We start from the raw sequence: 22,603 nt of genomic DNA, 5'->3' as shown, positions 1-22,603 counted from the left end.
TTGGAGAGCAGAGTTCAAAAACATAGTACACAGAAAGATGGATTTTATAAATCTTTAAAACCTAATGCTTTTATCTTTTTTCCGTCTTTTCCTTCTAAGATATATACTTCTTTTCCTCCAAAAGCCCCTTTTCTCATTTCAGCTGATAACGGAAGCAAATCAAGGAATTCACCAAAATAAGTAATCATATCCATATCACTCAAATGCTTTTGTTGTATAAGAGTGGGTCCCCCTATATTAATTTTGAATTTCAATTCTCTAGAGCTCCAAGCATCCATTATAACTTGTTCCTCTGCGCCATAGATCTCACTTCTCGCACAGCTTGCCATGCTGCCATTAAAGCCTCTAACAATTCTCTCGTCGAATATTTTTCCCTGTGGGAAAACTACCTCCGGAGTATCTTTCGTTCCATAAACACTCGTTGTTTCGATTTCCAATCGTTTTTTAGCAATCATTATCAACATTTTTTTATTAATTGGAATAATATATCCCATGGGTCCACCACTATGTCTTGCATCAAATACACCATATCCCCGGTCATTTGTAATTAAAGGAATATTAGTACTATTATGAATCAGTTTCCATTCTGCATCCACCAACAAGCCACAATTAATTTGATAATCAATTAGCCTATTAATATTGGAATTGTCTTTTAATTTGGATTTATCAAATTCTAGAATATCCTTTAACCAAGGAGCTCTTTCTTCCAGATAAACAGAGTACTCCATTTCTCTAATAAATAATTGTGAGATAAATGGTACTATAACTGTACTCCAAATTATTGCATCAAAATAGTAAGAGTCTGTGTGCTTAGCGAGAAGACTAATTGCCTTAGGAAGATTTGTCTCAACATATTCCCATGTTTTATCTATATAATCTTTTGGACCAAGTCCTTCAGAATTAATTGTATATATATTTTTCTTCATTCCTATGTTTTCTGCCTGAGTACTATATAATTCTTTTTCATCTCTTTTTACTAGTACAACACTCTTCCGGGTTGGAGTATAAATATTTTCAGAAAAATTCCCAATGTAACTTGCAGGAATAACATGTTGTTTAGCTGAAAATTGTTTCACCATCTAATCTCCTTAAATCAATATTAATAATTAGTATTCATTACATTATATTACCATATATTATTTACCAGTTGTAAGAGTAAATTCACGGTGGCCGCCAGATCCCCATGTTCTAACATTTAAAAATCATCAGATGCTCAATACCGTATTCGAACTATAGACCATAGTGACTTGTAAAGGTCGAATACGTATCAAGCCTTGAGCAACCGAGGTTTAGTTTGAAATTGTCGGCATAGCTAATGCTGCTAGGAACATTTACTAAACTTCAATAAGACATCTTATCAGTATTATATAAGTCATCTGGTTTTAATCAATTGACAAGTGACTGGTCTATGTAAACATAATAGAATGTTATATTTCTTCATTAAATCTCAAGAATGCCTCTCTCCAATGCAACAGCACCGCCTGAGACCGTGATTCCACTCCAAGTTTTTTAAGATGGTCGTTAAATGGGCCTTTACCGTGCGCTCGGAGATGCTCATATCGGAAGCAATCGCTTTACTTTTGTAACCCTGGGCAACAGCCTGCAGAATAAGTGTCTCTTTTTCGGTTAAGGAAGAAGCTTCATTAGGAGCAAGGGCTCCCCTTTTCTCCTGAACTCTGGCTGCAATTACGCGTTTCATAAGATCTGCCGAAAGCAGGGTTTCCCCTCGGACTGCCGATTCAATATTTCCGAACCAGATTCTCCCGGCTGGTATCTTTTAATAATTAACCTTTCGCTCCTATAGCCAGTCCACTTATCATTAGATCATCTTCGTTGTAAGTCGTGAGGATAATTACCGGTATTGTAGAGCCTTGCTTCTTTAATTCCTGCATGGTTTCCAGGCCGCCCATAACTGGCACGGCTTTATACGTAGATAAGTTTTGCACTTCATTTCTTGCCAACTACTCATATTATCTCCCTGGGTTATTAACTATCTATATAATATAATAAAAGAGCAAGAGTAGAAGAACAAAAGGGGGAACTAGTAAATGAATTTAAGGCACCAGTTAGAATCATATAGAGACAAAGATGAATTGTTACACAGTTTTAAAATCTGTACTATTAATGCTTTTGATACAAAATATGATACAGACAAACAATTCGCAAATCATTATTTGGATGACGAGTCTCAAGAAGATTTCAGGTGGGATTTTCTTGAGTTTTCTGTTCATAGTATGGTTTTAATTATGAATGCTCTTGGGCTTGAAATAAGCAAGTTTGATAGAATTGAACAGTTCAGTTATGAAGCTCAGGAGCCATATTATGCATACAGATTCATCGAGATATGGGATTTTCTCAAACAACAATCTCCTTTTGAATTTCTAGTTGCAATGGCTACTGTTAGTCAAAAAGGTAATCCTAATTATTACTCACAAAAGAATATGAATATACTAAATGAAATTATTACTGATCAGTTAGATATCCATGAAATTATTCTTGAAAACAAGATTCAAAAGAGCATCTTCATTGCTATGTCATTTAATAAAGATATGAGAAGTGCAAGAGAAGCTATTATTAGAGCAATAAATAAATGTAAATACATTCCTGTACTTATCGATATAAAAGAACATAACAACTTTATTGTTCCTGAAATATTTATTGAATTACAGAAGAGTACTATGGTTATAGCAGACATTACTCAACAAAAAACAGGGGTTTATCTTGAAGCAGGATATGCAATGGGACTAAAAAAACCTGTTATATTATCTTGTAATGAGGAGGATTTTGGAAATAAACATTTTGATGTAGCTCAAATCAATACAATCGTTTGGAGTAATGCAGATGACTTAGAACAACGATTAATTCAGCGGATTAAAGCTGTTGAGTATCAGAGCAGAAACAACTGAGATTCAGAATCAGCTAAAAATAAAAAGAGAGGATAGAGATACACTGACGGTGTCTCTATCCTCTACTTTAAAATCACTGTCTACTCTTTATGCTTTTAAAGCATTTTTAATTTCTGCTTCACCTAGTAATTTAACAAGACCGCCAAATTCCAGCTCTTCGAATTTCCTTGTAGCTGCCTCATGGCGTAAATCCCATAGGCACTCTTCTAACCTACACTCTATAGGTACATCCAAACGAATTCGCGCTAAGTCTCTTGAGAGGTGTAACATATCTAAATTATCTTCAATTTTCTTTTTAATACTTTTAGGCAGCATTTCAAGACATTCGAGACATCCCTCAATGGTTTTGAACTCACCAATTAATTTAAGTGCCGTTTTTTCACCAATACCCTTAACTCCAGGATAATTATCCGAGGTGTCCCCCATAAATGCTTTCAAATCAATAATTTGTAACGGAGTCAATTGCTTAGTTGCAAACAGGGTATCTAAATCATATAACGTGTAATTGGATCTTCCTTTATTCATAATTACAACTTTAACTTGTTCAGTAATCAGCTGAAGCATGTCGTGGTCACCAGTCAATATATACACTTCCGAATCGTTCTGAAGTATATTAGATAGTGTCCCTATGCAATCATCAGCTTCATACCCAACTAGACCAATATTAGGAACTCCCATTTCTTTGACCACTTCTTTAACTATATCGAATTGTGGTCTTAATTCAAGCGGAGCTTCCGAACGATTTTGTTTGTACTGGCTATAGTTTTCAGTTCGAAAAGTGCTGCTGCCCATATCCCAGCAACAAATAACATGCGTAGGATTAAAAGTATTAACTGCATCGAAAAAATATTGCAGAAATCCATACACCGCATTTGTAGGCAATCCTGCCTTAGTTTTTCTTATATATCCTGAAGATGCAGTTGCATAAAACGCTCTAAAAAGCAGAGCCATTCCATCAACAAGCATCACTCTTTTATTTATATCTGTCAAAATAATCTCTCCAATTCCAAATCATCTTAATATTTATTATTTCTTATTTATATTATCATGATAACGTTATAGTATCCAACCCTTCATTTACCAGCGGTACTACCTATGGATTTCACGTCTCGACTTTTATCCGTTAGGTAATCTATTATACTTTTTCTGGGAGATCAGTATGAGAAAATTAAATTCAAATCAAATTGAAAGATTTGCAATTAAAGCGGTTAATGACGAAGCTAATCTTCCTTTTTCAGGACTAGTTCCAGATCTTAAAGAAGGGGACAAAGGAGTTTCTTTTGATGGAGAAATAACTGTGTTCTTAGACCACACTGAACGTGTAGAAGCATTTTCAGGTAAGGTCCCTGTTCAAGTGAAAGGAAAAGAAGTATCGAATTTTTCCGGTAATACTCGCACATTCTCTTTGCCACTCAAGCATTACAAAAATTTTTACAAACAAAGTGGCGTTCTTCTTTTTGTAGTTGAATTAATAACGGATTTGAATGGTAAATGCACTTCTAAAATTTATTATAAACAATTGCTTCCTCAAGAATTGTTTACTCTTATTAAGAACGATCCTAAAAATAAAAAATCAAAATCCATACTGTTACGTTCTTTAGAGGAGAGTGATCTGAAAACTGTTTGTGCAAAGTTCCTCTATGAACAAAAACAACAACCACTTGCACTTATAGAAAGTAATAGAAATACTGGATCTATATATTCCCAATACATTCTGAGTAGTTTAACTTATGATCCAATTAATACGGCAACAAATAATATGTTTGAACATGATTTTTTTGTATATGGGAAAGATGAGACATATGATATTTTGGTTCCTTTACAGGTAGGACGTTTTACAGAATTGGCAGAGGAAAAACAAGAAATTATGATAATAGGTAACAAGTCATATTCCTTTAAGATAAAGACTACGGAAGACAGTAAATTTGTTTATCGTGATTTTGAAGACGTATTAAAAATTACACATCGACGCGGAACGAACAAAATGAGTTTCAACTTATCAAATTTCAGAACACTTAATTCACAGTTGAAAATAATAGACTTCATGAAATCTGTCCTTACAAATCTTATTGTGCCCTGGAATGAAGAGACTCTAGAATTTGAAGATGCACCTAAAAAAACACGGTTCATGAATAATATTAAGGCTAGAGAACATTTGATCCTTGACCTACAAAAAGTCTTTACGGAACTAAATATCTCAGCAGATGCTTATATAAAGCAAATCGATCCGAAAAAAGATATATTCATGCAGTTGGCTTATTTAGTGGAATTTTATTTATATAACAATCTTGAAAGATTAAACATACCTAACAAAAAGCCTATCACTGTTTTTAACTATAGATTAGGTAACAAATTGGTTGTTTTGTTTTATAATCCAGGAAATGAGAAGAAAATTGTTAACGTCTTCTCAGATGAAGCGTTCAATGGAAAAGGATTAATATTTATTAAAGATGAATCAGCAAATAAATCTTATCCAAATAGCCTATATATATTATTAGGCTTAGATTCACTTGCCTATTCAATTAATCTTAACTTTCAAATGATTAAGGACTCCTTCGATAATTGTGATCCTTTTATAAGTGAGGCCACACGAGCTTTTTCAAATCAGTTTTATTTAAATTGTATAAGGGCTTATGATATTACAATTAATGATTCTTTTTTAGACTTAGCAGAATATATTATAGGTAAATATTATATTAGCCCGGCATGCGATCCCAATTCTTTCGAAGCAGCTATTGTAAAAGTTAATGAAATTCAAATTATCAAAAGAAAAAACGAATATATCGATGATTCCGATATAGAATGTCTAATCAACTTTAAATATTTGTATTCATTCAACGAATATACTAGCCTTCATTTCAGCATAAATGTGTTGTTAGGCAGCAAGCAGGAGGCGGTTTTTGCCTTTCAAAAGCTGGATAAGGATATCCAAGATACTTTTCGAGAGTATCCCATTTTCTTTTTATATGATCAGCTCTTGAAGAGAACGGATTGAGGAACCGACTCTAAGTGCCGATTTATTTCGTAAATCTAATATCTCATTACTACTTACTTACCCCTGAGCAAATTTTTATTTATCAATTCTTAGATTTAATCTGCTTTTTAAATGTCCTATAAATATCTGATTAGAATCCAACGGGGCGTAAGGGCGATTTACAGTTTTATGAAGATAATCTATTTCTTTTGCAAAATCATAAGCATTCGGTTCAAAACCAAATCTTCTCTTTAAAGGTCTATAGTATTTAATTAAAATTTCTTTAGCATGATCATCATCATGCCCTCTTAGTCTAAGTTCACTGATAACCTCTCTAATATAGGGCTTATTCAACATGTGACTGACTTTCGAATTTACCATAAGATTATCACCGCCCCATTTAAATTTACTTAATTAGTCTTTGATGCAGATAAGGTATCCCTCTTATTCTAAGCTCTATGATATCAGTATGGTATGTTTATATCTCATTCATTTCAAATATATATTAATGTTCATATCTAATAAATTCTATAATTTCAATGAATTTAATTATGTTGCAATTCCAATTTTTTAAGAAATATCACCGTTTATTTGAATCTCTATATTCTCTTTCAAGTTATTGTCCCATCAAGAATGGTAGATTTGATTTTTGCCGCAGTTAAAGGATCTTTCGTAAATGGTGCTAGTTCTATCACATTATCATTTTTAGACTTTCGAATATTTCGGGTAGCCCTCACAGCCAAATCTTTATATTTCTGCTCCCACTCCAACGATTTCTTATTTAGGGATTCCAAATTCTTCTGATAGGATTCTGTTGAAGCTTTAAACTGCTTTGTCAGTAGCTCTAACTTTTCTTTTTGAATATCCAATTCTAAATTCGTCTTATTTCGTTGGTTTAAATCGTATATTTCATTTAGCATCTTTAAATGCAGAATACTTAATTCTCTTGCGAGAGTTAAAGCCCCTTCATTGTCCCCTTTCTTAAGAAGGAAGGAGAATTCTGCAAAATAATTAACTATTGGAAACGGTAACTCTTCTGGAGGCTTAAGCATTCCGAAATCATCAATATATTGAGCATCGTTTATAAGCTCAATCTCCGGTTTCATACGATCACGCCAAATACTGAGTGGTACGTTTGTCAATTTAGCTAGATTATACGGGTTCAATTCCCTTCCAGGGTGTTCTCTTTTAGTCCGATAAAGTAACAACTTTAATTGTTCCTTTGGGTATTTTGGCTTCACTCCCATCCCTAGGCCTCCTCATCTTCAAACACTAGTTCGTCAATACGGTTCCTATATTCACGTTCCCAGATATTACGTTCAATTTCCAACTGGTAAGCATCTACTTGGGCTTTTTTATTTACAAGTGCATCCAGTTCGCCCGCCCTATTCTTAAGCTCATCCTCTTGAGAAATTAATTTTCTTAAAGGCTTCATTGCTTCAACAATGGAAAGGATGCTTTTTTCTAACTGATCTGACTCTTCCGCCAACCATGGTAGTGCTTCTTTCCAACTTTCCTTCGGAATATATAAATATTTGCAGTAACGACAATCATCGGTTGGACAGTCCATAGGAGTATAGAAACAGTAGCTTCCATGCTTGTTTTCCCACAAGTATTTAAAAAATTCTTTACTGAATATTCTTCTATCTCTTAATTCCTCAGGCACCAGGTTCAAATTCTGGGTATTTCCACTCCACAGTTGTCTCACTGACTTGCGATATACTTCGGTTAATTGAACAACTCGAGATTGAGCATACAAATCCATCCGGGCAGCATAAGGATTCTGTGCATCGATGCTTTCATGGCCAGCAATGTTTCGAATCGAAATTGGTGAGAATCCCATAAACATCATGTTGCATATTGCTAAATGACGAGTATCACCTGGTCGCATCCTTTGTGGGTCACCTCTATCTAGTGGTACATTTGAATATCGATATTTTTTATAATAAATCTCATTATAGAAATCATCTAACAAACATCGAAAGATATGAGAAGTTATCACATTATTTTTTGAATTTGCCCCACTTTTTCTTTCCCCTTTAAAAGCAACATAGGTGTTATAGCAAAGCAAAAATTCTCTATCTGAATTCGATTGAGTTAATAACTGATAATCTTCTACTAAGCTCAATAGTTCATCACTATTAAAAGGAACTTCACGAATTTTCACACCCTGCATATGTGCGTACTTTATTTTAATTTGGGGCTTCAGAAAAAGCGCTTCACTATCTTTTCTTCTTATGCAATCTAGAGGTATTATACAAAACTCAGTCACTCTCATTGGTAAAATAATTGATAGTTTCCACCAAAGCACTACTGGATAAAATTTCATCCTTTCAGCATCATCCCATTCATCAATAAATTGTTCAATACAGTGATTAAATTGAACTATATCATTAAGAAAGGGTAAGACTCTTTGTTTAATTAGAATTTTTCCTTTTGAATCAATAATTTGCAATATAATGCGTTTTGTGGATTCCTCAATTGTCACGAAATCAAGAAAATCAAGTAATCTTGCTTGCACGGATGAAAAGGAGTTTTCGGGTACACTTGCTATTATTCCACGCGCAGCTTCAGGATCTTCTAGTCCCCACGTTGTATTGATAACTTTAACTAGAATATCTATGCCTAACTTAAAACTTCTTGGATTCAACTTCTGACGTAAATACAATAGAACCAAGTACTTGATGTGATGCTCCCATCTTCGACATTGTAAAGAGAGTTTAAAGTTGATGAAAATCACGTTTTTTGAATATATATATGTTCTAATTTCCCATACCTGTTCTTCATATCTACTTAAAATAATATTTTGTTCTACAAATTCATTAAAGATCTGTAAGTATTCAATCTCGTCTAAATCATGAGATTGAACGGGGTAGACGACTTCTCTACCATTCTCCAGTTGTTTGACCATATTAATACTCATTACAATTCTCCACCTAGGTATAGATTTTTATTTGAATTCATTATCTTAAGGTGTTCATTGGTTATAGAATTAACTCGCTTCTCCCACTTAGAAAAATCTATAGAGTCAAGTTTTGCGCGTAATTCATTCAAGTCTAGATAGATGTTCACTACTTCTTTCCCCAAGGATTGAATTGCTTCGGAGATAAGAATTAATAGTTTAATAATTTTATTCACTTCTTTTATTATTATCAGTTCTAAACTCTCGTTTAATATTCGACTGATAGATAGATTAATTTCCAAGCTTAAAGTAGTAAGAACATTTTTCTTTGGGATTATCCACTTGCATGTGTAACAATCCTTAGTTGGTGTAGAACAAACATCTTTCCCATTGTAGCAATAGCAATCAGGTTTTCTAGAAGGTAGTTGGCCCATAAACAGTTTCAAAGCAAATTCACGTATCTGCACTTTGTTTTTTGTTAATAAATTTATAATCACTTCGTTCTTTTGCTGCAAAAGAAGGAGACCAGCTGTTGTCTCAAGGTCAAATAGACTTAGATTATTTTGTAATTGTGAAATCTCTGCTGTGCGTAATGCTGGGGTTTGCAATTCATCATTGGTTAACAACTGACATAAGGTATCGAAAATCCAACCAAAACCATCACGCCTGAATAAGGTCATAATAGCTTGGTCAAGTGTACCGTCCTTATGATTCATCAAAACATAGTTGACAGTAGTGTTTGATTTTTTATGGCCCCTCATTCTTTTTACGAACATTGTAGCTAGTTCCGGATGAACATTTTTCAAGGTATTTCCATGATACATGTACGTAATAAAACTTCTATTCATCTTCACAGATTCAAAACTTGGTAAAGTATCCGGATCGTTCTTGATTTGTTTTCTGTATGATTTCAATAATTCTTTATTGACTTCAAATGCTAAAATTTCTCTAAATCTTTTATTATTACCAGTCCTTATTAGAAGGTCATCTTTATCAATTGTTTGTCGTCTATGTAGTTCTGCAATAACAAAGGCTGTGGCCATACAATATACATGCTCAGGGTGAACATGAAATATATAGGGACTGTTTGTTTTGTTTGAATTAAAATCCATGTCATTAAGAAAATCAGACATTTGCTTAATTATGCTTGACGCTTGTACAGCAGATAAACGGTTGTCGAGAAAAAAGTCTAACGAGTAAACTTCAATTGTTTCAAGGGGCACCTTTGGTAGACGGACAATATCACCGCCTCTAAATTCAGAATTCATGTGCATTCCTACAAATACCCAAACTGAAGTATAATCCCTTGAGTTTAAGGCATATAATAGATGTCTTTCAACATCCATCATGAACTCAAAATAAACCAAGTACTCATTAGGGTCATATAATTCTTTAATCTCTGATTTATTTTTTTGGATTTTTAGCTTTGGAAGGGGATTTTGATATCTACATAAGGTTTCTTCACGAAGCCATTCGCAAAATAAGCGAATGCTAGCATATTCTCGATCAGTTATCTCCTCTTTTGATGCGATTTCTCTAAGTTCTTCATCAGTTAGATCCATAATCTCTTTTTTTGAAAGATACCTAAGTATCTTTCTTAATATCAAAGTACTTTGAAGACAAAAACTATGTTTTTGTCTAGTTGCACCTTTTACATTTCCTAATTTTATTAATGAAAATTGGGTGAACCAATAAACAGTTTGCTCATTTTGATTATCGTAGGGTACCATTGAAATTCTTAAACGTAGTTGCTCATCAAATGTAAGTTTAGAAAAGTTATCGACAAAATTTTCAACATTCTCCCATTTATATTCACTCAAGAAAGATTCAAATTTTTTTCTATCTACGACCCAACCTTTATGTGTAAACATTGCTGATTCAAATTTATTAGATTTTGCAAATATATGTCGCGTTGCTGAGTGAGTTAGTCGCATTACATCCGATGCTTCAAAGTGAGAAATACCTTTATCAATGAATTCAATAATTTGTTGCAGATTTGAATATGAATAAATTAAATCTACAAGATACTCATCATCTTCCTCGATGCGAACTTCATATAATTGGATTAACCCAGCCTTAGCATAGATATTCAGAAAATCATTCATATTGAAGGGCAGTATTTCCAACATCTCACTTTTGCATAATAAAAACCTAAATTCGGTCGGTAAATCTGTTTTTGAGCGAATATCAAATGTACACTTTTTCACTTTATATTGACTACAGAAAATCTTATGAATTTTAGGGCGATAGAAATATTTTTTAGTTGAATTAAGTGTTGTAATTTTCCAATCATGCTCTGTTATTAATCCCTTATTAATCCAATGGAAAAGTGCATTTTCATCAAATCCATAAAGTTCCGATAATTCCCTTGCAGTGAAATAATCTACTAACTCATTTGCTTGTTTCTCATAGAATTTGTTGATTGTATCTTTTTTATAATAGTAATCACCAAAAAAAACGATATAGTCAGAACTAGTAAAAATACCACTGCGATTACACCAGTTTCGTAAAGTCTTGATATTTAATTGCAAGATTTCTGATGCTTCTGTAGCCTTATAATAATTACAATTTATTCTCTCCAATTCTCCAGCTATCTCTTTTATTTTACTCGCCTTGTAAAAATACTTACCATTTCTAATTTCATAGTCATTAGAAGACAATCTACCAACTTCACGCCAATAAATAAGTGTCGTTGGTGCAATATTAAACACCTCACATACATCTTGCGCAAATATGAAGTTTTCAGTTCCCTCATGTAACATATCTCTTTCTTTTTTCATCCTATGGACAGTTTCTTTTTTATAATAGCAACGATTCCGATGGATAAAACAATCCTCTTCCGGAATCTTACCAATTTTCCTCCAGTTAAATAATGTTGGTTCAGGGATTCTTAAAATACTCGATACTTCCTTTGTTGTGTAATAATCTGCTGTAACTTCAGCATCTTTATTTATTATCCTTTCAATTGCACCTCTAAAATAGTAATAGTTACTACAATAAAGGATGCACTCATCCGACTTAAAAATATTTTTATCTCTCAATGTTTTAAGTTCATTTTGACTTAATTGATAGAATTCATATACTTCTTTTCTTGTTAAATAAAACTTATCGTTGATTTTTTCGCATATCCTTATATCATATGAAAATATAGAGGCGTCCAATTGATCAATATATGACTTTTTTAAAAAAACGGATCCATTTTTACTCTGATAATAATAACTTTCCGGTATTTTCCCCAACCATATCCATTGCATCAATGCTTTCTCTGGTATTCCAATACGTTTTGCCGCTAAATAAGGAGTATAATATTTTTTGTTATGCTCGTTCACACTAACACCTCAATCATTTAAAATATTTCATCATAAACGGAGTCTTCATAAATCATCTCTCCTGCATTATCATCCCCAAAGTCTTCATGGCCACTCTCCATCAAAACAACTTGCTTCGCTTCAGAAATTGCATACTTTAATTCCTCCTTGTTAAACCTGCTTCGTTCAGCTAGATCTCTAACGAATTCAGTCTGATTGAAGCTAGCCTCACGTTGATGTTTTATCAATTGAGCTTTCTCATAATATGATATCGCAGCTTCAAGGGTCCCATCTCCTCTAGCATATTGAACTTGAAAAGCATTCTTTAGTGTTCGTGCTTTCATATTAGTAAATATTCCACGACAAATATGTGTTGACCAATTCATCCTTGACAAATATGCCCCATATTCTCTCTCTCTCGCACTGTTGGAGTTCATTAACTGCTTACAAAACTCATCCCTCACTTTATTAAAATAACGTGCATAATTTTTCCTAGTCATTGCTTTTCCTACATATTTTGAATTAGAGGGATTAACAAACAAAGCATCTTTACAGTAATAAAGCTCGATATGCTCATAATATAATCGTAGACCTGTGTTGTGGTTCGAAAATGGATCAATAGGGTCTACATGTTGTGTACGCACCTTTTTCACAGTACTAATCGCATGGTTTTTTATATCAGTGCGTTCGATAGAGCCGTTTTTAATATCTATTTGAAAACCATATTCACCACCTATGCCCATTAGACGGGTATCCTCTAAACACAAGGAAACCGTCTCGGAGACTCGTATTCCACCATATATTTGCAAGTAAACCCCCAATGCTATTGGCTTTGCTATCTTCTCTGCAATTTTAAGGAATAATGGCAGATACACTTCAGGAATATCATGAAGTAACGCTCGCCTCCTCTCTTCGGGATAACTAACTCCAAAGGGATTTATTTTTCTTGTACCGGTTATTGAATCCTTTAGAAATATTCTAGTCATTTCTTCCCTTAATACCCCTTTGTTAATCAGAAACATATAGAATCTGAATAAAACAAACTCGTAGGATTCTATTGCGGTTTTCCCAATTTTATTTGGATCCCTTCCTAAACTATTTAAGAACTCCGTTCCATGATATTTTTCTAATTCTGCAAATGACCTTATCTCCTTTTCTTGTAATAAAAAATTTAGAAACCGTATCAGCTGATAGGCCCTCTTTCTTTCGGTATCTGTATGAACACAGATATATTCTTCAGCTAAGAATTGTGTAACACTACTCACCACATACTCTTTCTTATTCAACTTGGACCGAAGCACTATTAATCCATAAATCTTTTTTTCTTCTTTTATGAATTGGCACTCATAGCCAAACTCTATTTCAGGACTAACTCTCATCTCTATAACACTTCTCATTTAATCCCACACCACCTTTTATGCAAAATAAAAAGGAACCCTATTGGGGCAAGTTTAACCAGCGCACTGGTTAAACCTGCGTCAACAGAGTTCCTATCGCATGACGGGAACAATATACTAATAGAAAGATCTATTCCTCAATTCTATTACAAGCAGTAGTTCATTAATTATGATATATAACTTCCGCCTAATTAAGGATTTTAATTCTTTTTTCGCTCTCTGTCAAATTCCTCTCTTTATAAATATAAAGTAATTTATTATAAAAACAGCTTCAGAAGCTCTCTCTATCACTCTTCAATCCAACCTTACGACTTGTTTTCACTTCATTACTTCAGTTATAGGTAGAGACGACTTATAACCGTCATACTTCTCGGTGCGGAAGGTGCCTTTGCCCATATCCCAGCAGCAGACAACATGGGAAGGCTCGAACGTGCTCACCGCGTCGAAAAAATACTGCAAAAACCCGTACACCGCATTGGTCGGCAGACCGGCCTTTGTCTTGCGGATATATCCTCCATACGAGGTTGCATAAAAGGCCCGGAACAGCAGAGCCATTCCATCGACGATCATTACCCGGCCCGTTGTTGCTGAACTCATGTGTAACCTCTCCTTATATTCAATCAGATTAGGCGTTGCTCCAGGCTTCGCCGTATTGTTCTTCTTTAAAGCCGACGGTGACTTTCTTGCCGTCTGTCACTACCGGACGTTTGATCAGCATTCCGTGGCTGGACAGCAACTCAAGCTGTTCATCTTCACTGAGACCCGCCAGCTTGTCCTTCAGCCCAAGTTCCTTATAAACTTCCCCGCTTGTATTAAAAAACTTCTTCAGCGGAAGTCCGCTGTTCGCCACCAGCACACGCAGCTCCTCTACTGTAGGCGGCTGCTCGGCAATATGCTGCAGTTCCAGCTCATGGCCCTGATCCTTCAGCCATTTCACTGCACTCCGGCATGTGCTGCATTTCGGGTATTGATAGACTTTTAAGTGACTCATAACTGACTCCTTCGGTATTAAGTTAAGACTGAAACTAACCCGGTTGAATGGCCTTTGGCTCCAAGTAAGATTCGCGCCGCGATAGATTTGGTAACTAGGTGGAAATTGTCCACCAAATTCGCTTAGATTCGCTCCATAGGGAGATCTAGCGGGAAATCCTCCAACTAATTCAGGTGAATTCCCTCTGTATCAGGCAGATAGTTAAAAATAGATGGCCTTTTTCCGCCTAATGCTCTCCAGACGCTTAATAGACTCTGATTAGTGGCAGAAATTCCACTTAGTCAACCCTGCTTGATGGATTCCGAGTCGGCCTACCGTTACCCCTGAGGCTCACTCCGCTTCCGCCCCTGCTTCCTGCCGCAGCTTCTGCTGCAGCAGCGCCATATCAGGCGGCAGCGGCGCTTCGAAGACCAGCTCGGCAAGCCCTACCGGGTGCTTGAACGAGAGCCGCACCGCGTGCAGCGCCTGGCGCGGGATTGCCGCATCCAGCTCAGCGATCCGGGCAAGCTGCGCCGCTTCCTCCGGCGTCAGCCCGTCCTCTGCTGGAGGCAACAGTTCTGCCTCCAGCTCCGCCTCAACCGGCCCCCGGCCGTACAGCTGGTGGCGGTACATGCCGTCGCCGATCAGCGGGCAGCCGATCGAGCTCATATGCACCCGGATCTGATGGGTGCGTCCGCTCTCCAGCTTCAGCTCGACCCGGGCTGCGCGGCCCGGGAAAAACTCCTTGACCTCGTACCGGGTCAAGGAAGGATATCCGTCCGGCGTCACGATCCGCCGGTGCGGCTCTGCCGGGTCCCGGTCAATCGGGCCGTCGATATCACCCGCAGGAAGCGCAGGCACGCCGTGCACGAAGGCGGCGTATCGCTTGTCTACCGTGCCGGCAATCATCTGCTCGGAAATATGCTGGTGGCTGTAAGGGTTCTTGGCAATCACCAGCACTCCGGAGGTTTCCTGATCCAGGCGGTGGACCGGACGGAAGCGGTATTGCTCCCCTTTTGCCGCCCAGTAATGAACCACTCCGTTCGCCAGCGTATCCGTATAATGTCCGTGAGTCGGGTGCACAATGATGCCTGCGGCTTTATTCACCACCAGCAGATGCTCATCCTCATACAGAATGTCAAAGGGAATATCCTGCGGCAAAATATCCTCTGACGTTTCCTGTTCCATGCGGATTTCCACCCGGTCTCCGCTGCTTACCCGGACACTGATGTAGACACGTTCCCCGTTCAGCATGATGCCCTGCTCGGTCATCTTGAGCCGGGACAGCAGCTTGCGGGAGACATCCATCCGCTTCTGCAGGATGGTTTTAAGCAGCCAGCCGTCTTCCTGCGGCGGCACTATATACGTAATCGGTGAATAATAGCTGCTCATGTTAGTTGCGGAACACCTTTTTACTGCGCACATATTCTACGTCAGCAATCCCCAGCCGTGTATTTGCCGTCCGTGCGAGCGCAAAGAAATAGTCCGACAGCCGGTTCAGGTAGATGACCGCCTCCGGATTGATATCCGCACTCCGCCCGAGGGTAACCGCACGCCGTTCCGCACGCCGGCAGACTGTACGGCAGACATGGAGCACAGAAGATAAATGGCTTCCGCCCGGCAGGATGAAACGTTCCAGTACCGGATTCTCCGCCTGGAGCTGATCAATCCAGCCTTCCAGCCGCTCTGCCATTTCGCTTTTGACCTTGAATTTATTCTCGCTCAGCTTCACAAAAGCCAGATCCGAGCCGCAGTCAAACAGCTCATGCTGAATCTCCAGCAGCTGCTCACGCACATCGGTGAATCTGTCATCCTCCATCAGGCTGCGGGCCTGCCCTACAAAGCTGTTCAGCTCATCGATCGTGCCGTAAGCCTCGACGCGGACATCATCCTTGCCTACCCGGCCGCCGATCACCGATGTCTCTCCTTTATCTCCCGTACGCGTATAAATCGCCATGGTGCTCTTCCTCCCCCTCACACTCTAATCACATAATTACAGTTTAATCGCAACTATACAAATTAGGCAAATGAAGCCCGGCATTTCTGCCATGTCAATAACTGCCTGAACACGTGAAATACCGGACTTCTTCTATGTATTTTCAAGGTTTGCGGAAGGTGATGCAATACATCAGGCCTTTACAGACCTCTTTATAGGTAAGCTCCATCATTGCATCCGGAATGCAGTTCATAATCTGCGGCAGATCCTTCTGCTGGCCGAAATATTCCTTGACGACAGGGACCTTTTGATACGTTCCTGTCACCAGTTTCTCTGTCTCATCGGCAATCATCAGCTTCGTGCCTGGTTTCGCCACCCGGATCATCTCCAGCACCGCCCGGAGCGGATCACTGAAATAATTGATCCCGCCAACATGATATACACAGTCAAAGGAATTATCCCGAAAAGGCAGCGCCTCGGCTTCCCCCTGAAACAGCTCCGCTGTCATTCCCCAGCGCCGCAGATTGCGCATAGCCTGCTTAAGCATACCGCTGGAAATATCCAGACCGTACAGCTGAACCTTAGCATTCAGATACAGGAAATTATCACCGCTGCCGACTGAGGTTTCCAGCACATGCTGGCCATCCAGCAGTTCAAGCTCGGAGAGAAATTGCTGCCTGTAGCTCCGCTCCCCGCCAAACTTCAGGGCAAAGTATGCTTTATTGGACAGCCGGTAAAAGCGGGCAATCCGGTTGTACAGCTCCATGTACTTTTTATTGCTCCCCTCTGCCGCCGCTTCTTCAAGAAACGAATAATATCCGCCGTCCTTCGGATAGATTTTTCGGCTTACGGCATTTACAGCTCCGGCAGGCTCCAGTAACAGCTGCTCCATTGTCTGCGGGTCACGCAGTATTTCAGCATTCATCATACCCTATCATCCTCTTTCTCTTTGCAGCGCACTTCAGGACGCTTATCCATAGATGCTTCCATTATAATACTCCGCCAGCGCACCGCCATCGGGCCGGGGAACCCCAGCGTTCTCCGTCCCTGGACGCAGCTGCACCAGCCTTCTGCTGCCCCCAGGCAATCAATTCTTTCGGACAGGGATAATATGGTTAATAAACCTTTACCAATCCTGTCAAAGGAGGCTGAAGGGTATGCATGGAAGAATCAATCCGAAGATAGAATCTGCTGAACCTGAGGGCCAGCACCACCCGCTGGTATTCCGCATGTCGAGATGGAATTATGTCGTCGCTGCTTTTACTGTTGCCACGTCGCTTTTTTTCATCTGGATAGGTTGCTATGAAGCCGAAATCGCAGCCGCCCTGCTGCTGATTACGATTGGCGGGCTTTTTCTGGGACTCAGCGTGATGTATATCCTTTTGGTTAAGAATGCTTTTGTTGAACTCGGTAAGGATACGATGCGCTATCGTGAATACCGCAAAATTTTCACATTTGATCTGAACCAGATTCATGTTGAGCTCATGGACGATGCGTTTTTTCTCTACAGTCCGCAGCATTCCAGAAAGTCCATCGGAAGTTATTATATAGATTCCACCCTCCTGCATTCGCTTCTGTACAAGCACAGTGTGGATAATACCTCCAGAGAAAATGGGACTCCGCATGAGGATTTTATAGGTTTCAAAAGCTTTACCGGCAATATCTCCGGTACTAGCCAGCGCAAGCAGCTGCTTAGGGATGCGACTCTCGTGCTGCTGTTCATCGGCGTCAATATTGTTAGCTACCTAAATGCTCCCGAACGGGAATTTATCTATCATTTACTGTTCTTTATGGTTACCGGAGCGGGTTACGGTGTGGCCTGGTACACAGGCAGACGCCGAGCCGCACGAGGAGGCGGAAAGTGATCCTACGGGCAGACATCACTCACACAAGCTGAAGCCTAAAAATAAGGCTCTTCGGAGCAGCGTCCCCCTCATTCGGACCATTACCTCCCGCTATGCCTCCAGCATTGTTATCCCCTCTACTCCTTAAGAAATCTGACAATCGCCCGTTTAACGCGTTCCGGCTCTATATTTCAGCACAAAAAAAAGGGCCCTGGGGCCCTTGGTCAAAAAATAATCACAGCTAGACGCTGCGGTATGATTTCTTCATATATTCATTGATTTTGAGATCCAGCAGACAGCTGATTTCGATCACATGCTGCGAAGTGAAGGATTGCTCCTGCATGAAGAGCTGCTCCATCCTGCTGCGTAGGATCAGAATCTCATGTTCCAGAGAAAGCTTGCGCGCAGCAGCATCAGTGTCCGAGGAGCGTTGGCCGCTTCCCGGATAACAATCCCCGCTGTAGGAAGGCAAGTAATAATCGCCGATGAGCACTGGTCATCCCTCCTAATGGATTATTGCTAATTGCTCAGGAGCATAAGGAGTCTCCCATTTTGCGCAATCGCCTGGTTACCAGAATAAGAGTTCCATGTAAATAAATACAGGTGTTTCTTGTTCTTAAAGTAAAATAATACCATAAAGCAGGGATATCCGCTATAGCCCGATTTACTTGCTCCTAACCGTTTTATTCCGTCCGTTCCCGTTCCAGCTGTGAGACAAAGGCACCTATCCGCTCGATGGCTTCATTCAACTGGGATACTGAGGTTGCGTAGGAACAGCGCAGATAGCCTTCTCCTCCTAAGCCGAATACGCTGCCCGGCACAGCGGCAACTTTGTACTCCAGCAGCAGCCGCTGGGCAAATTGATCGGAGGTAAGCCCGGTCCGCTGAACGCTCGGAAAAGCGTAAAACGCGCCCTGAGGTTCATGACAGTCCAATCCGGCATCACGCAGGCCTTTGACGATTAGACGTCGCCGCTGGTTGTACGAATCGGTCATCCGGTCCTTTTCCTCCATGCCGTTGGTCAGAGCCTCCAAGGCGGCAACCTGGCCCATGGAAGGGGCGCACATGACGGTGTACTGGTGGATCTTAAGCATGGCGGAGATCAGGTCGGGATGGCCGCAGGCATATCCCATCCGCCATCCGGTCATGGCAAAGGCCTTGGAGAAGCCGCTGACCAGAATCGTCCGGTCCATCATGCCCGGCAGCGAAGGGAAGCTTACATGGTTGCTTCCATAGGTCAGCTCGGCGTAGATTTCATCAGAAATCACGATAAGATCATGCTTCTCCACGACCTTGGCAATCGGCTCCCAATCCTCCCGGCTCATGATCGCTCCTGTCGGATTGCTTGGATAGCAGAGTATCAGAATCTTGGAACGCGGCGTAATCTTCGCTTCAAGCGCTTCAGCCGTCAATTTGAAGTTATTCTCGCCAAAGGTTTCAATCCCGACCGGTATCCCGCCGCCAATGGCGGTAATCGGAGAATAAGAAATATAACAAGGCTCAGGAATCAGAATTTCATCACCCGGCGAGATTAAGGCACGGAGCGCCAGATCGATCGCTTCACTGCCGCCAACTGTCGCAATAATCTGATTGGCGGGGTTATACTCTACTGCAAACCGTGAATGCAGATAATTCGCAATTCCTTCGCGCAGCTCCGGCATACCCGCATTCGAGGTATAGCCGGTAAAGCCTCTTTCCAGCGAATAGACACAAGCTTCCCTGACATGCCATGGCGTCTTGAAATCCGGTTCGCCGACACCCAGTGAGATGATGTCTTTACTCCCTGCTGCAAGATCAAAAAACTTGCGGATACCCGACGGCTGGATCTGCTGAACCAGCGGTGCCAGATACGAATTCATGGATTTGCCTGATTCTCCGGTTTGCTTCTGGTTATTCGTGATCATATGATTACTTCCTTTACGGAGATATCAGCAGACGATTGTCCTCTTCATGCTCTTCAAAGATGATACCGTCCTGTTTGTATTTTTTGAGCGTAAAGTTGGTTTTGGTCGAGAGTACAGAATCAATCGGGGAGAGCTTCTCAGAGACAAAATTAGCGACCTCACGGAGATTGCGTCCTTCCACTTCCACCAGCAGATCATATGCCCCTGACATTAAATAGACCGATTTCACCTGCGGGTACAGGTAGATCCGTTCGGCAATGCCTTCAAAGCCGCGGCCGCGCTCCGGTGTAATCTGCACCTCGATCAGTGCGGTTACCCGCTCGTCGTCCACCTTATCCCAGTTCACAACAGTAGCATATTTTACAATAACGTGGTCCTTTTCCATTTGCGCAATAACGGTCTTAATATCTTCTTCTTCCGCTCCAAGCAGGGTCGCCATCAGCGCCGTAGAGCTTCGAGCGTCCTCCTTGAGCAGTTCCAGCACTTTCCGCTTTAATTCGTCCATTTCCTTCATGCCTTCCCCCCGGATAGTTCGCGTTAACCGCCTTTCTGAATCAGCGCGGCAATAGCGAAAAGAGTTTAATACTAATATGACATGAAACGGTCCGCTCTGCAAACAAAATAACCCCGCCGGGGCGGGGTCATCTTTTAAATTCATAGGCTACCCAAACGATTTCTGTCTTTTAACCATCAATTTCTCAGTCTCAATCTTCAATGCTTCCAGCCCATATTTTTTCAATCCTGACTCCGTTAGATAATACAGTGAATCCGTCATGACTCGACCTTCTTTTATTTCAACCATCTTCCAAGGGTCATAGCTTTTAAGATCCATAGATTTTAATATTTCTGATATGTCGGGTCTTCCAGAATCATAAGTTCTGGATGTTAATAAGTGTGGAGGAGATTTCTTTACGAAGGGCTTAGACGCTCTCGGATATTTATATTTGTCTAGATTGAAAGGTTTATACAGATAACGACGTCTTCTTTTTCCTGAGGAAAGTGTGCCTAGTAAGACCGGCTTATTATGTTCATCTTCAGACATCCGCACAATATAAAATGTTTCCATTTCACTATTCCCCCTCAATCATTTTTAGAAAATCTAACCTTTCTACAAGACCAAATAACATGCATTTTAAGATTGGTTCAGGAATAATCTCCCTGAATTAATTCAGAACATTTTGGAATTGAATTGGTTGAAGTGCAAGGAACGGTTGGATAAGTTCGCCCCATATATCGGTATAATGCTCCTTTATGTAGAACATTAATTCCACATTCGAACATCTATGAGGAATACATGCATGTGCTTTTATATCGAATGAGTATGCATGTAGCTCCTTATAATTCCCCTCTTCCAATAAACTTTGTGCATGTCTTTCTGAAAGACCGTAACACATAGAAGCTGCATTATCATAAAGCGGAGCCAGAGTAAAGTCCTCCGTCAATGAGAAGTTACCTAAATGTCTGTCTCGATTTCCAATAATATAATCGAAAATAAACATTCTTAATATATTTGTAAATGTGTTTATTGAAACTTCATTTTCAATATCTTGCAAAAGATAGATAGAGCCCCAACCTTTATCTAAACCATATTCTATTAAAAACCCAAACTCAGTAATATTTCCTATATCTGAGCATAAAACGCCTACTTCCTTATTCTACATTCCAAATGTAGCGTCCATACAAGGAATTTTTATAATTTCCGCTAAATTAGAAGCAATTTCTTCTGTCCATTCGTCCCCAAACTTAAATAATGCTTTTTTAGTATCTTTTGTAAGCCATAACTTCCTTGTTACTCCTGAAACCGCAACATCAGGAAGCACTATCCAATCTGAAAAATCGGGCAATACCTTCACATTCCCGTCCCTCCCGACTTCAAGCTAATGATAACAGTATAATAAATTGATATTAGTATGTATTATTATATGACAAAATCCTTAACAAGCTAAATTCTGCACAATAAACATAAAACACCGTCCGCCGAAAAATTCGGCGGACGGATTGATCCCTGTTCTATTACCAGGCGAAGATTTCCTTGCTGTGCTTCACCTCAAGAGGAGAAGGGTTACATATAATAAGGGTTTTGGTTATGCACGTTTGCCTGGTGCAGCGGTACATTCGCCGCCTGAGTATAATTTCCGGCCCCGCCTGTCTTCTGCTGCACGAATTGCTGGCATTTTTGCTGGGTTTGCTGTGCGGTTTGGATCTGCTTGTCCAAATCCTGGCGCAGCGCTTTTCCCGGCGGGGTATACATGTTCAGCTGTGACATCTGGGTATAGAGCTCCCCTTGCAGACGAAGCGTATCCATGGTCAGGTCATTAAATACCCGCCGTACCGCCTGACAATTGGATTCTGTGGCAGCGGTCGTGTATTCACGTACCGTGCGCTTCAAATCCGCCAATACCGTGTTAAGTAAATCCTCATCTGCCATAAATGCCGATCCGTTTTGTGCGTACACTAGCATT

General features: G+C 39.7%; 21 protein-coding genes and 2 pseudogenes. 3 read left to right on the top strand and 20 right to left on the bottom strand.

From position 1 onward, the window contains the following. Window positions 1-44 precede the first annotated feature (44 nt). Window positions 45-1,079, bottom strand: a complete 1,035-nt coding sequence (locus tag QU597_RS08880) for a DUF4238 domain-containing protein (RefSeq protein WP_310832311.1) — start codon at window positions 1,077-1,079, stop codon at window positions 45-47. Window positions 1,080-1,440: 361 nt separating this feature from the next. Next, a pseudogene (locus QU597_RS28825) lies at window positions 1,441-1,919 on the bottom strand (LuxR C-terminal-related transcriptional regulator); the annotation flags it as partial. A gap of 129 nt (window positions 1,920-2,048) precedes the next feature. Between QU597_RS28825 and QU597_RS08865 the strand changes: the two are divergent. After that, window positions 2,049-2,906 (top strand): hypothetical protein, encoded by an 858-nt coding sequence (locus tag QU597_RS08865; RefSeq protein ID WP_310832308.1) that lies wholly within the window; start codon window positions 2,049-2,051, stop codon window positions 2,904-2,906. Between the two features lie 87 nt (window positions 2,907-2,993). On the opposite strand, the gene QU597_RS08860 is transcribed toward QU597_RS08865, so the two are convergent. Next, window positions 2,994-3,896 (bottom strand): 5'-3' exonuclease, encoded by a 903-nt coding sequence (locus tag QU597_RS08860; protein WP_310832307.1) that lies wholly within the window; start codon window positions 3,894-3,896, stop codon window positions 2,994-2,996. Between the two features lie 169 nt (window positions 3,897-4,065). Here QU597_RS08860 and QU597_RS08855 point away from each other — a divergent pair, with 169 nt between their 5' ends. Beyond that, window positions 4,066-5,901: a hypothetical protein gene (locus QU597_RS08855; protein WP_310832306.1), complete on the top strand. Its 1,836-nt coding sequence runs from the start codon at window positions 4,066-4,068 to the stop codon at window positions 5,899-5,901. Window positions 5,902-5,976: 75 nt separating this feature from the next. On the opposite strand, the gene QU597_RS08850 is transcribed toward QU597_RS08855, so the two are convergent. The 10 genes and pseudogenes from QU597_RS08850 to QU597_RS08805 form a co-directional block, all read right to left on the bottom strand. Then, window positions 5,977-6,261 (bottom strand): hypothetical protein, encoded by a 285-nt coding sequence (locus QU597_RS08850; RefSeq protein ID WP_310832305.1) that lies wholly within the window; start codon window positions 6,259-6,261, stop codon window positions 5,977-5,979. Window positions 6,262-6,491: 230 nt separating this feature from the next. Next, window positions 6,492-7,127, bottom strand: a complete 636-nt coding sequence (locus tag QU597_RS08845; RefSeq protein WP_310832304.1) for a hypothetical protein — start codon at window positions 7,125-7,127, stop codon at window positions 6,492-6,494. Between the two features lie 2 nt (window positions 7,128-7,129). Then, complete coding sequence (locus QU597_RS08840) at window positions 7,130-8,803, bottom strand: hypothetical protein (protein ID WP_310832303.1); 1,674 nt, start codon at window positions 8,801-8,803, stop codon at window positions 7,130-7,132. Then, window positions 8,803-12,111: a MerR family transcriptional regulator gene (locus QU597_RS08835; protein ID WP_310832302.1), complete on the bottom strand. Its 3,309-nt coding sequence runs from the start codon at window positions 12,109-12,111 to the stop codon at window positions 8,803-8,805. The genes QU597_RS08840 and QU597_RS08835 overlap by 1 nt, the downstream gene beginning before the upstream one ends. 17 nt (window positions 12,112-12,128) lie before the next feature. Continuing rightward, window positions 12,129-13,487, bottom strand: coding sequence for a site-specific integrase (locus QU597_RS08830; protein ID WP_310832301.1), 1,359 nt, complete (start codon window positions 13,485-13,487; stop codon window positions 12,129-12,131). A gap of 345 nt (window positions 13,488-13,832) precedes the next feature. After that, window positions 13,833-14,084 (bottom strand): annotated as a pseudogene (locus QU597_RS08825) (PIN domain-containing protein); the annotation flags it as partial. A 28-nt stretch (window positions 14,085-14,112) separates the two neighbouring features. Beyond that, the gene (locus tag QU597_RS08820; protein ID WP_206103951.1) at window positions 14,113-14,478 is read right to left on the bottom strand and encodes an arsenate reductase family protein; all 366 of its coding nucleotides are present in this window, start codon (window positions 14,476-14,478) and stop codon (window positions 14,113-14,115) included. A 330-nt stretch (window positions 14,479-14,808) separates the two neighbouring features. After that, window positions 14,809-15,849 carry an RluA family pseudouridine synthase gene (locus QU597_RS08815; RefSeq protein ID WP_310832300.1) on the bottom strand — a complete coding sequence of 347 codons (1,041 nt, stop codon included), beginning with the start codon at window positions 15,847-15,849 and terminating at the stop codon, window positions 14,809-14,811. A 1-nt stretch (window position 15,850) separates the two neighbouring features. Beyond that, on the bottom strand, window positions 15,851-16,414 hold the full coding sequence (locus QU597_RS08810) for a cob(I)yrinic acid a,c-diamide adenosyltransferase (protein WP_310832299.1): 564 nt from the start codon (window positions 16,412-16,414) through the stop codon (window positions 15,851-15,853). 142 nt (window positions 16,415-16,556) lie between these two features. Next, on the bottom strand, window positions 16,557-17,321 hold the full coding sequence (locus QU597_RS08805; RefSeq protein WP_310832298.1) for a class I SAM-dependent methyltransferase: 765 nt from the start codon (window positions 17,319-17,321) through the stop codon (window positions 16,557-16,559). A 229-nt stretch (window positions 17,322-17,550) separates the two neighbouring features. On the opposite strand from QU597_RS08805, the gene QU597_RS08800 reads away from it, so the two are divergent. Then, window positions 17,551-18,258 (top strand): hypothetical protein, encoded by a 708-nt coding sequence (locus QU597_RS08800; protein ID WP_310832297.1) that lies wholly within the window; start codon window positions 17,551-17,553, stop codon window positions 18,256-18,258. Between the two features lie 220 nt (window positions 18,259-18,478). On the opposite strand, the gene QU597_RS08795 is transcribed toward QU597_RS08800, so the two are convergent. The 7 genes from QU597_RS08795 to QU597_RS08765 form a co-directional block, all read right to left on the bottom strand. Next, window positions 18,479-18,730 carry an aspartyl-phosphate phosphatase Spo0E family protein gene (locus QU597_RS08795; RefSeq protein ID WP_310832296.1) on the bottom strand — a complete coding sequence of 84 codons (252 nt, stop codon included), beginning with the start codon at window positions 18,728-18,730 and terminating at the stop codon, window positions 18,479-18,481. 190 nt (window positions 18,731-18,920) lie between these two features. Beyond that, window positions 18,921-20,141: an aminotransferase class I/II-fold pyridoxal phosphate-dependent enzyme gene (locus tag QU597_RS08790; RefSeq protein ID WP_310832295.1), complete on the bottom strand. Its 1,221-nt coding sequence runs from the start codon at window positions 20,139-20,141 to the stop codon at window positions 18,921-18,923. A 13-nt stretch (window positions 20,142-20,154) separates the two neighbouring features. After that, complete coding sequence (locus tag QU597_RS08785; RefSeq protein WP_054941998.1) at window positions 20,155-20,655, bottom strand: Lrp/AsnC family transcriptional regulator; 501 nt, start codon at window positions 20,653-20,655, stop codon at window positions 20,155-20,157. 147 nt (window positions 20,656-20,802) lie between these two features. Further along, on the bottom strand, window positions 20,803-21,207 hold the full coding sequence (locus QU597_RS08780; protein WP_310832294.1) for a hypothetical protein: 405 nt from the start codon (window positions 21,205-21,207) through the stop codon (window positions 20,803-20,805). 97 nt (window positions 21,208-21,304) lie between these two features. Beyond that, on the bottom strand, window positions 21,305-21,694 hold the full coding sequence (locus tag QU597_RS08775; RefSeq protein ID WP_310832293.1) for a HipA domain-containing protein: 390 nt from the start codon (window positions 21,692-21,694) through the stop codon (window positions 21,305-21,307). A gap of 102 nt (window positions 21,695-21,796) precedes the next feature. After that, the gene (locus QU597_RS08770) at window positions 21,797-21,994 is read right to left on the bottom strand and encodes a hypothetical protein (RefSeq protein WP_310832292.1); all 198 of its coding nucleotides are present in this window, start codon (window positions 21,992-21,994) and stop codon (window positions 21,797-21,799) included. A gap of 209 nt (window positions 21,995-22,203) precedes the next feature. Continuing rightward, complete coding sequence (locus QU597_RS08765) at window positions 22,204-22,596, bottom strand: spore coat protein (protein ID WP_310832291.1); 393 nt, start codon at window positions 22,594-22,596, stop codon at window positions 22,204-22,206. Window positions 22,597-22,603 lie beyond the last annotated feature (7 nt).

The sequence above is a fragment of the Paenibacillus pedocola genome, assembly GCF_031599675.1.
In the GTDB taxonomy this organism is placed as follows: domain Bacteria; phylum Bacillota; class Bacilli; order Paenibacillales; family Paenibacillaceae; genus Paenibacillus_AQ; species Paenibacillus_AQ pedocola.
This window is presented reverse-complemented; position numbering and strand designations above follow the sequence as displayed.

Coding starts and splice junctions, on each gene's coding strand:
- QU597_RS08880 (WP_310832311.1), bottom strand. CDS start 1,079: ATGGTGAAACAATTTTCAGCTAAACAACATGTTATTCCTGCAAGTTAC.
- QU597_RS08790 (WP_310832295.1), bottom strand. CDS start 20,141: ATGATCACGAATAACCAGAAGCAAACCGGAGAATCAGGCAAATCCATG.
- QU597_RS08800 (WP_310832297.1), top strand. CDS start 17,551: ATGCATGGAAGAATCAATCCGAAGATAGAATCTGCTGAACCTGAGGGC.
- QU597_RS08830 (WP_310832301.1), bottom strand. CDS start 13,487: ATGAGAAGTGTTATAGAGATGAGAGTTAGTCCTGAAATAGAGTTTGGC.
- QU597_RS08780 (WP_310832294.1), bottom strand. CDS start 21,207: ATGGAAACATTTTATATTGTGCGGATGTCTGAAGATGAACATAATAAG.
- QU597_RS08815 (WP_310832300.1), bottom strand. CDS start 15,849: ATGAGCAGCTATTATTCACCGATTACGTATATAGTGCCGCCGCAGGAA.
- QU597_RS08865 (WP_310832308.1), top strand. CDS start 2,049: ATGAATTTAAGGCACCAGTTAGAATCATATAGAGACAAAGATGAATTG.
- QU597_RS08840 (WP_310832303.1), bottom strand. CDS start 8,803: ATGAGTATTAATATGGTCAAACAACTGGAGAATGGTAGAGAAGTCGTC.
- QU597_RS08855 (WP_310832306.1), top strand. CDS start 4,066: ATGAGAAAATTAAATTCAAATCAAATTGAAAGATTTGCAATTAAAGCG.
- QU597_RS08820 (WP_206103951.1), bottom strand. CDS start 14,478: ATGAGTCACTTAAAAGTCTATCAATACCCGAAATGCAGCACATGCCGG.
- QU597_RS08845 (WP_310832304.1), bottom strand. CDS start 7,127: ATGGGAGTGAAGCCAAAATACCCAAAGGAACAATTAAAGTTGTTACTT.
- QU597_RS08805 (WP_310832298.1), bottom strand. CDS start 17,321: ATGATGAATGCTGAAATACTGCGTGACCCGCAGACAATGGAGCAGCTG.
- QU597_RS08810 (WP_310832299.1), bottom strand. CDS start 16,414: ATGGCGATTTATACGCGTACGGGAGATAAAGGAGAGACATCGGTGATC.
- QU597_RS08785 (WP_054941998.1), bottom strand. CDS start 20,655: ATGAAGGAAATGGACGAATTAAAGCGGAAAGTGCTGGAACTGCTCAAG.
- QU597_RS08850 (WP_310832305.1), bottom strand. CDS start 6,261: ATGGTAAATTCGAAAGTCAGTCACATGTTGAATAAGCCCTATATTAGA.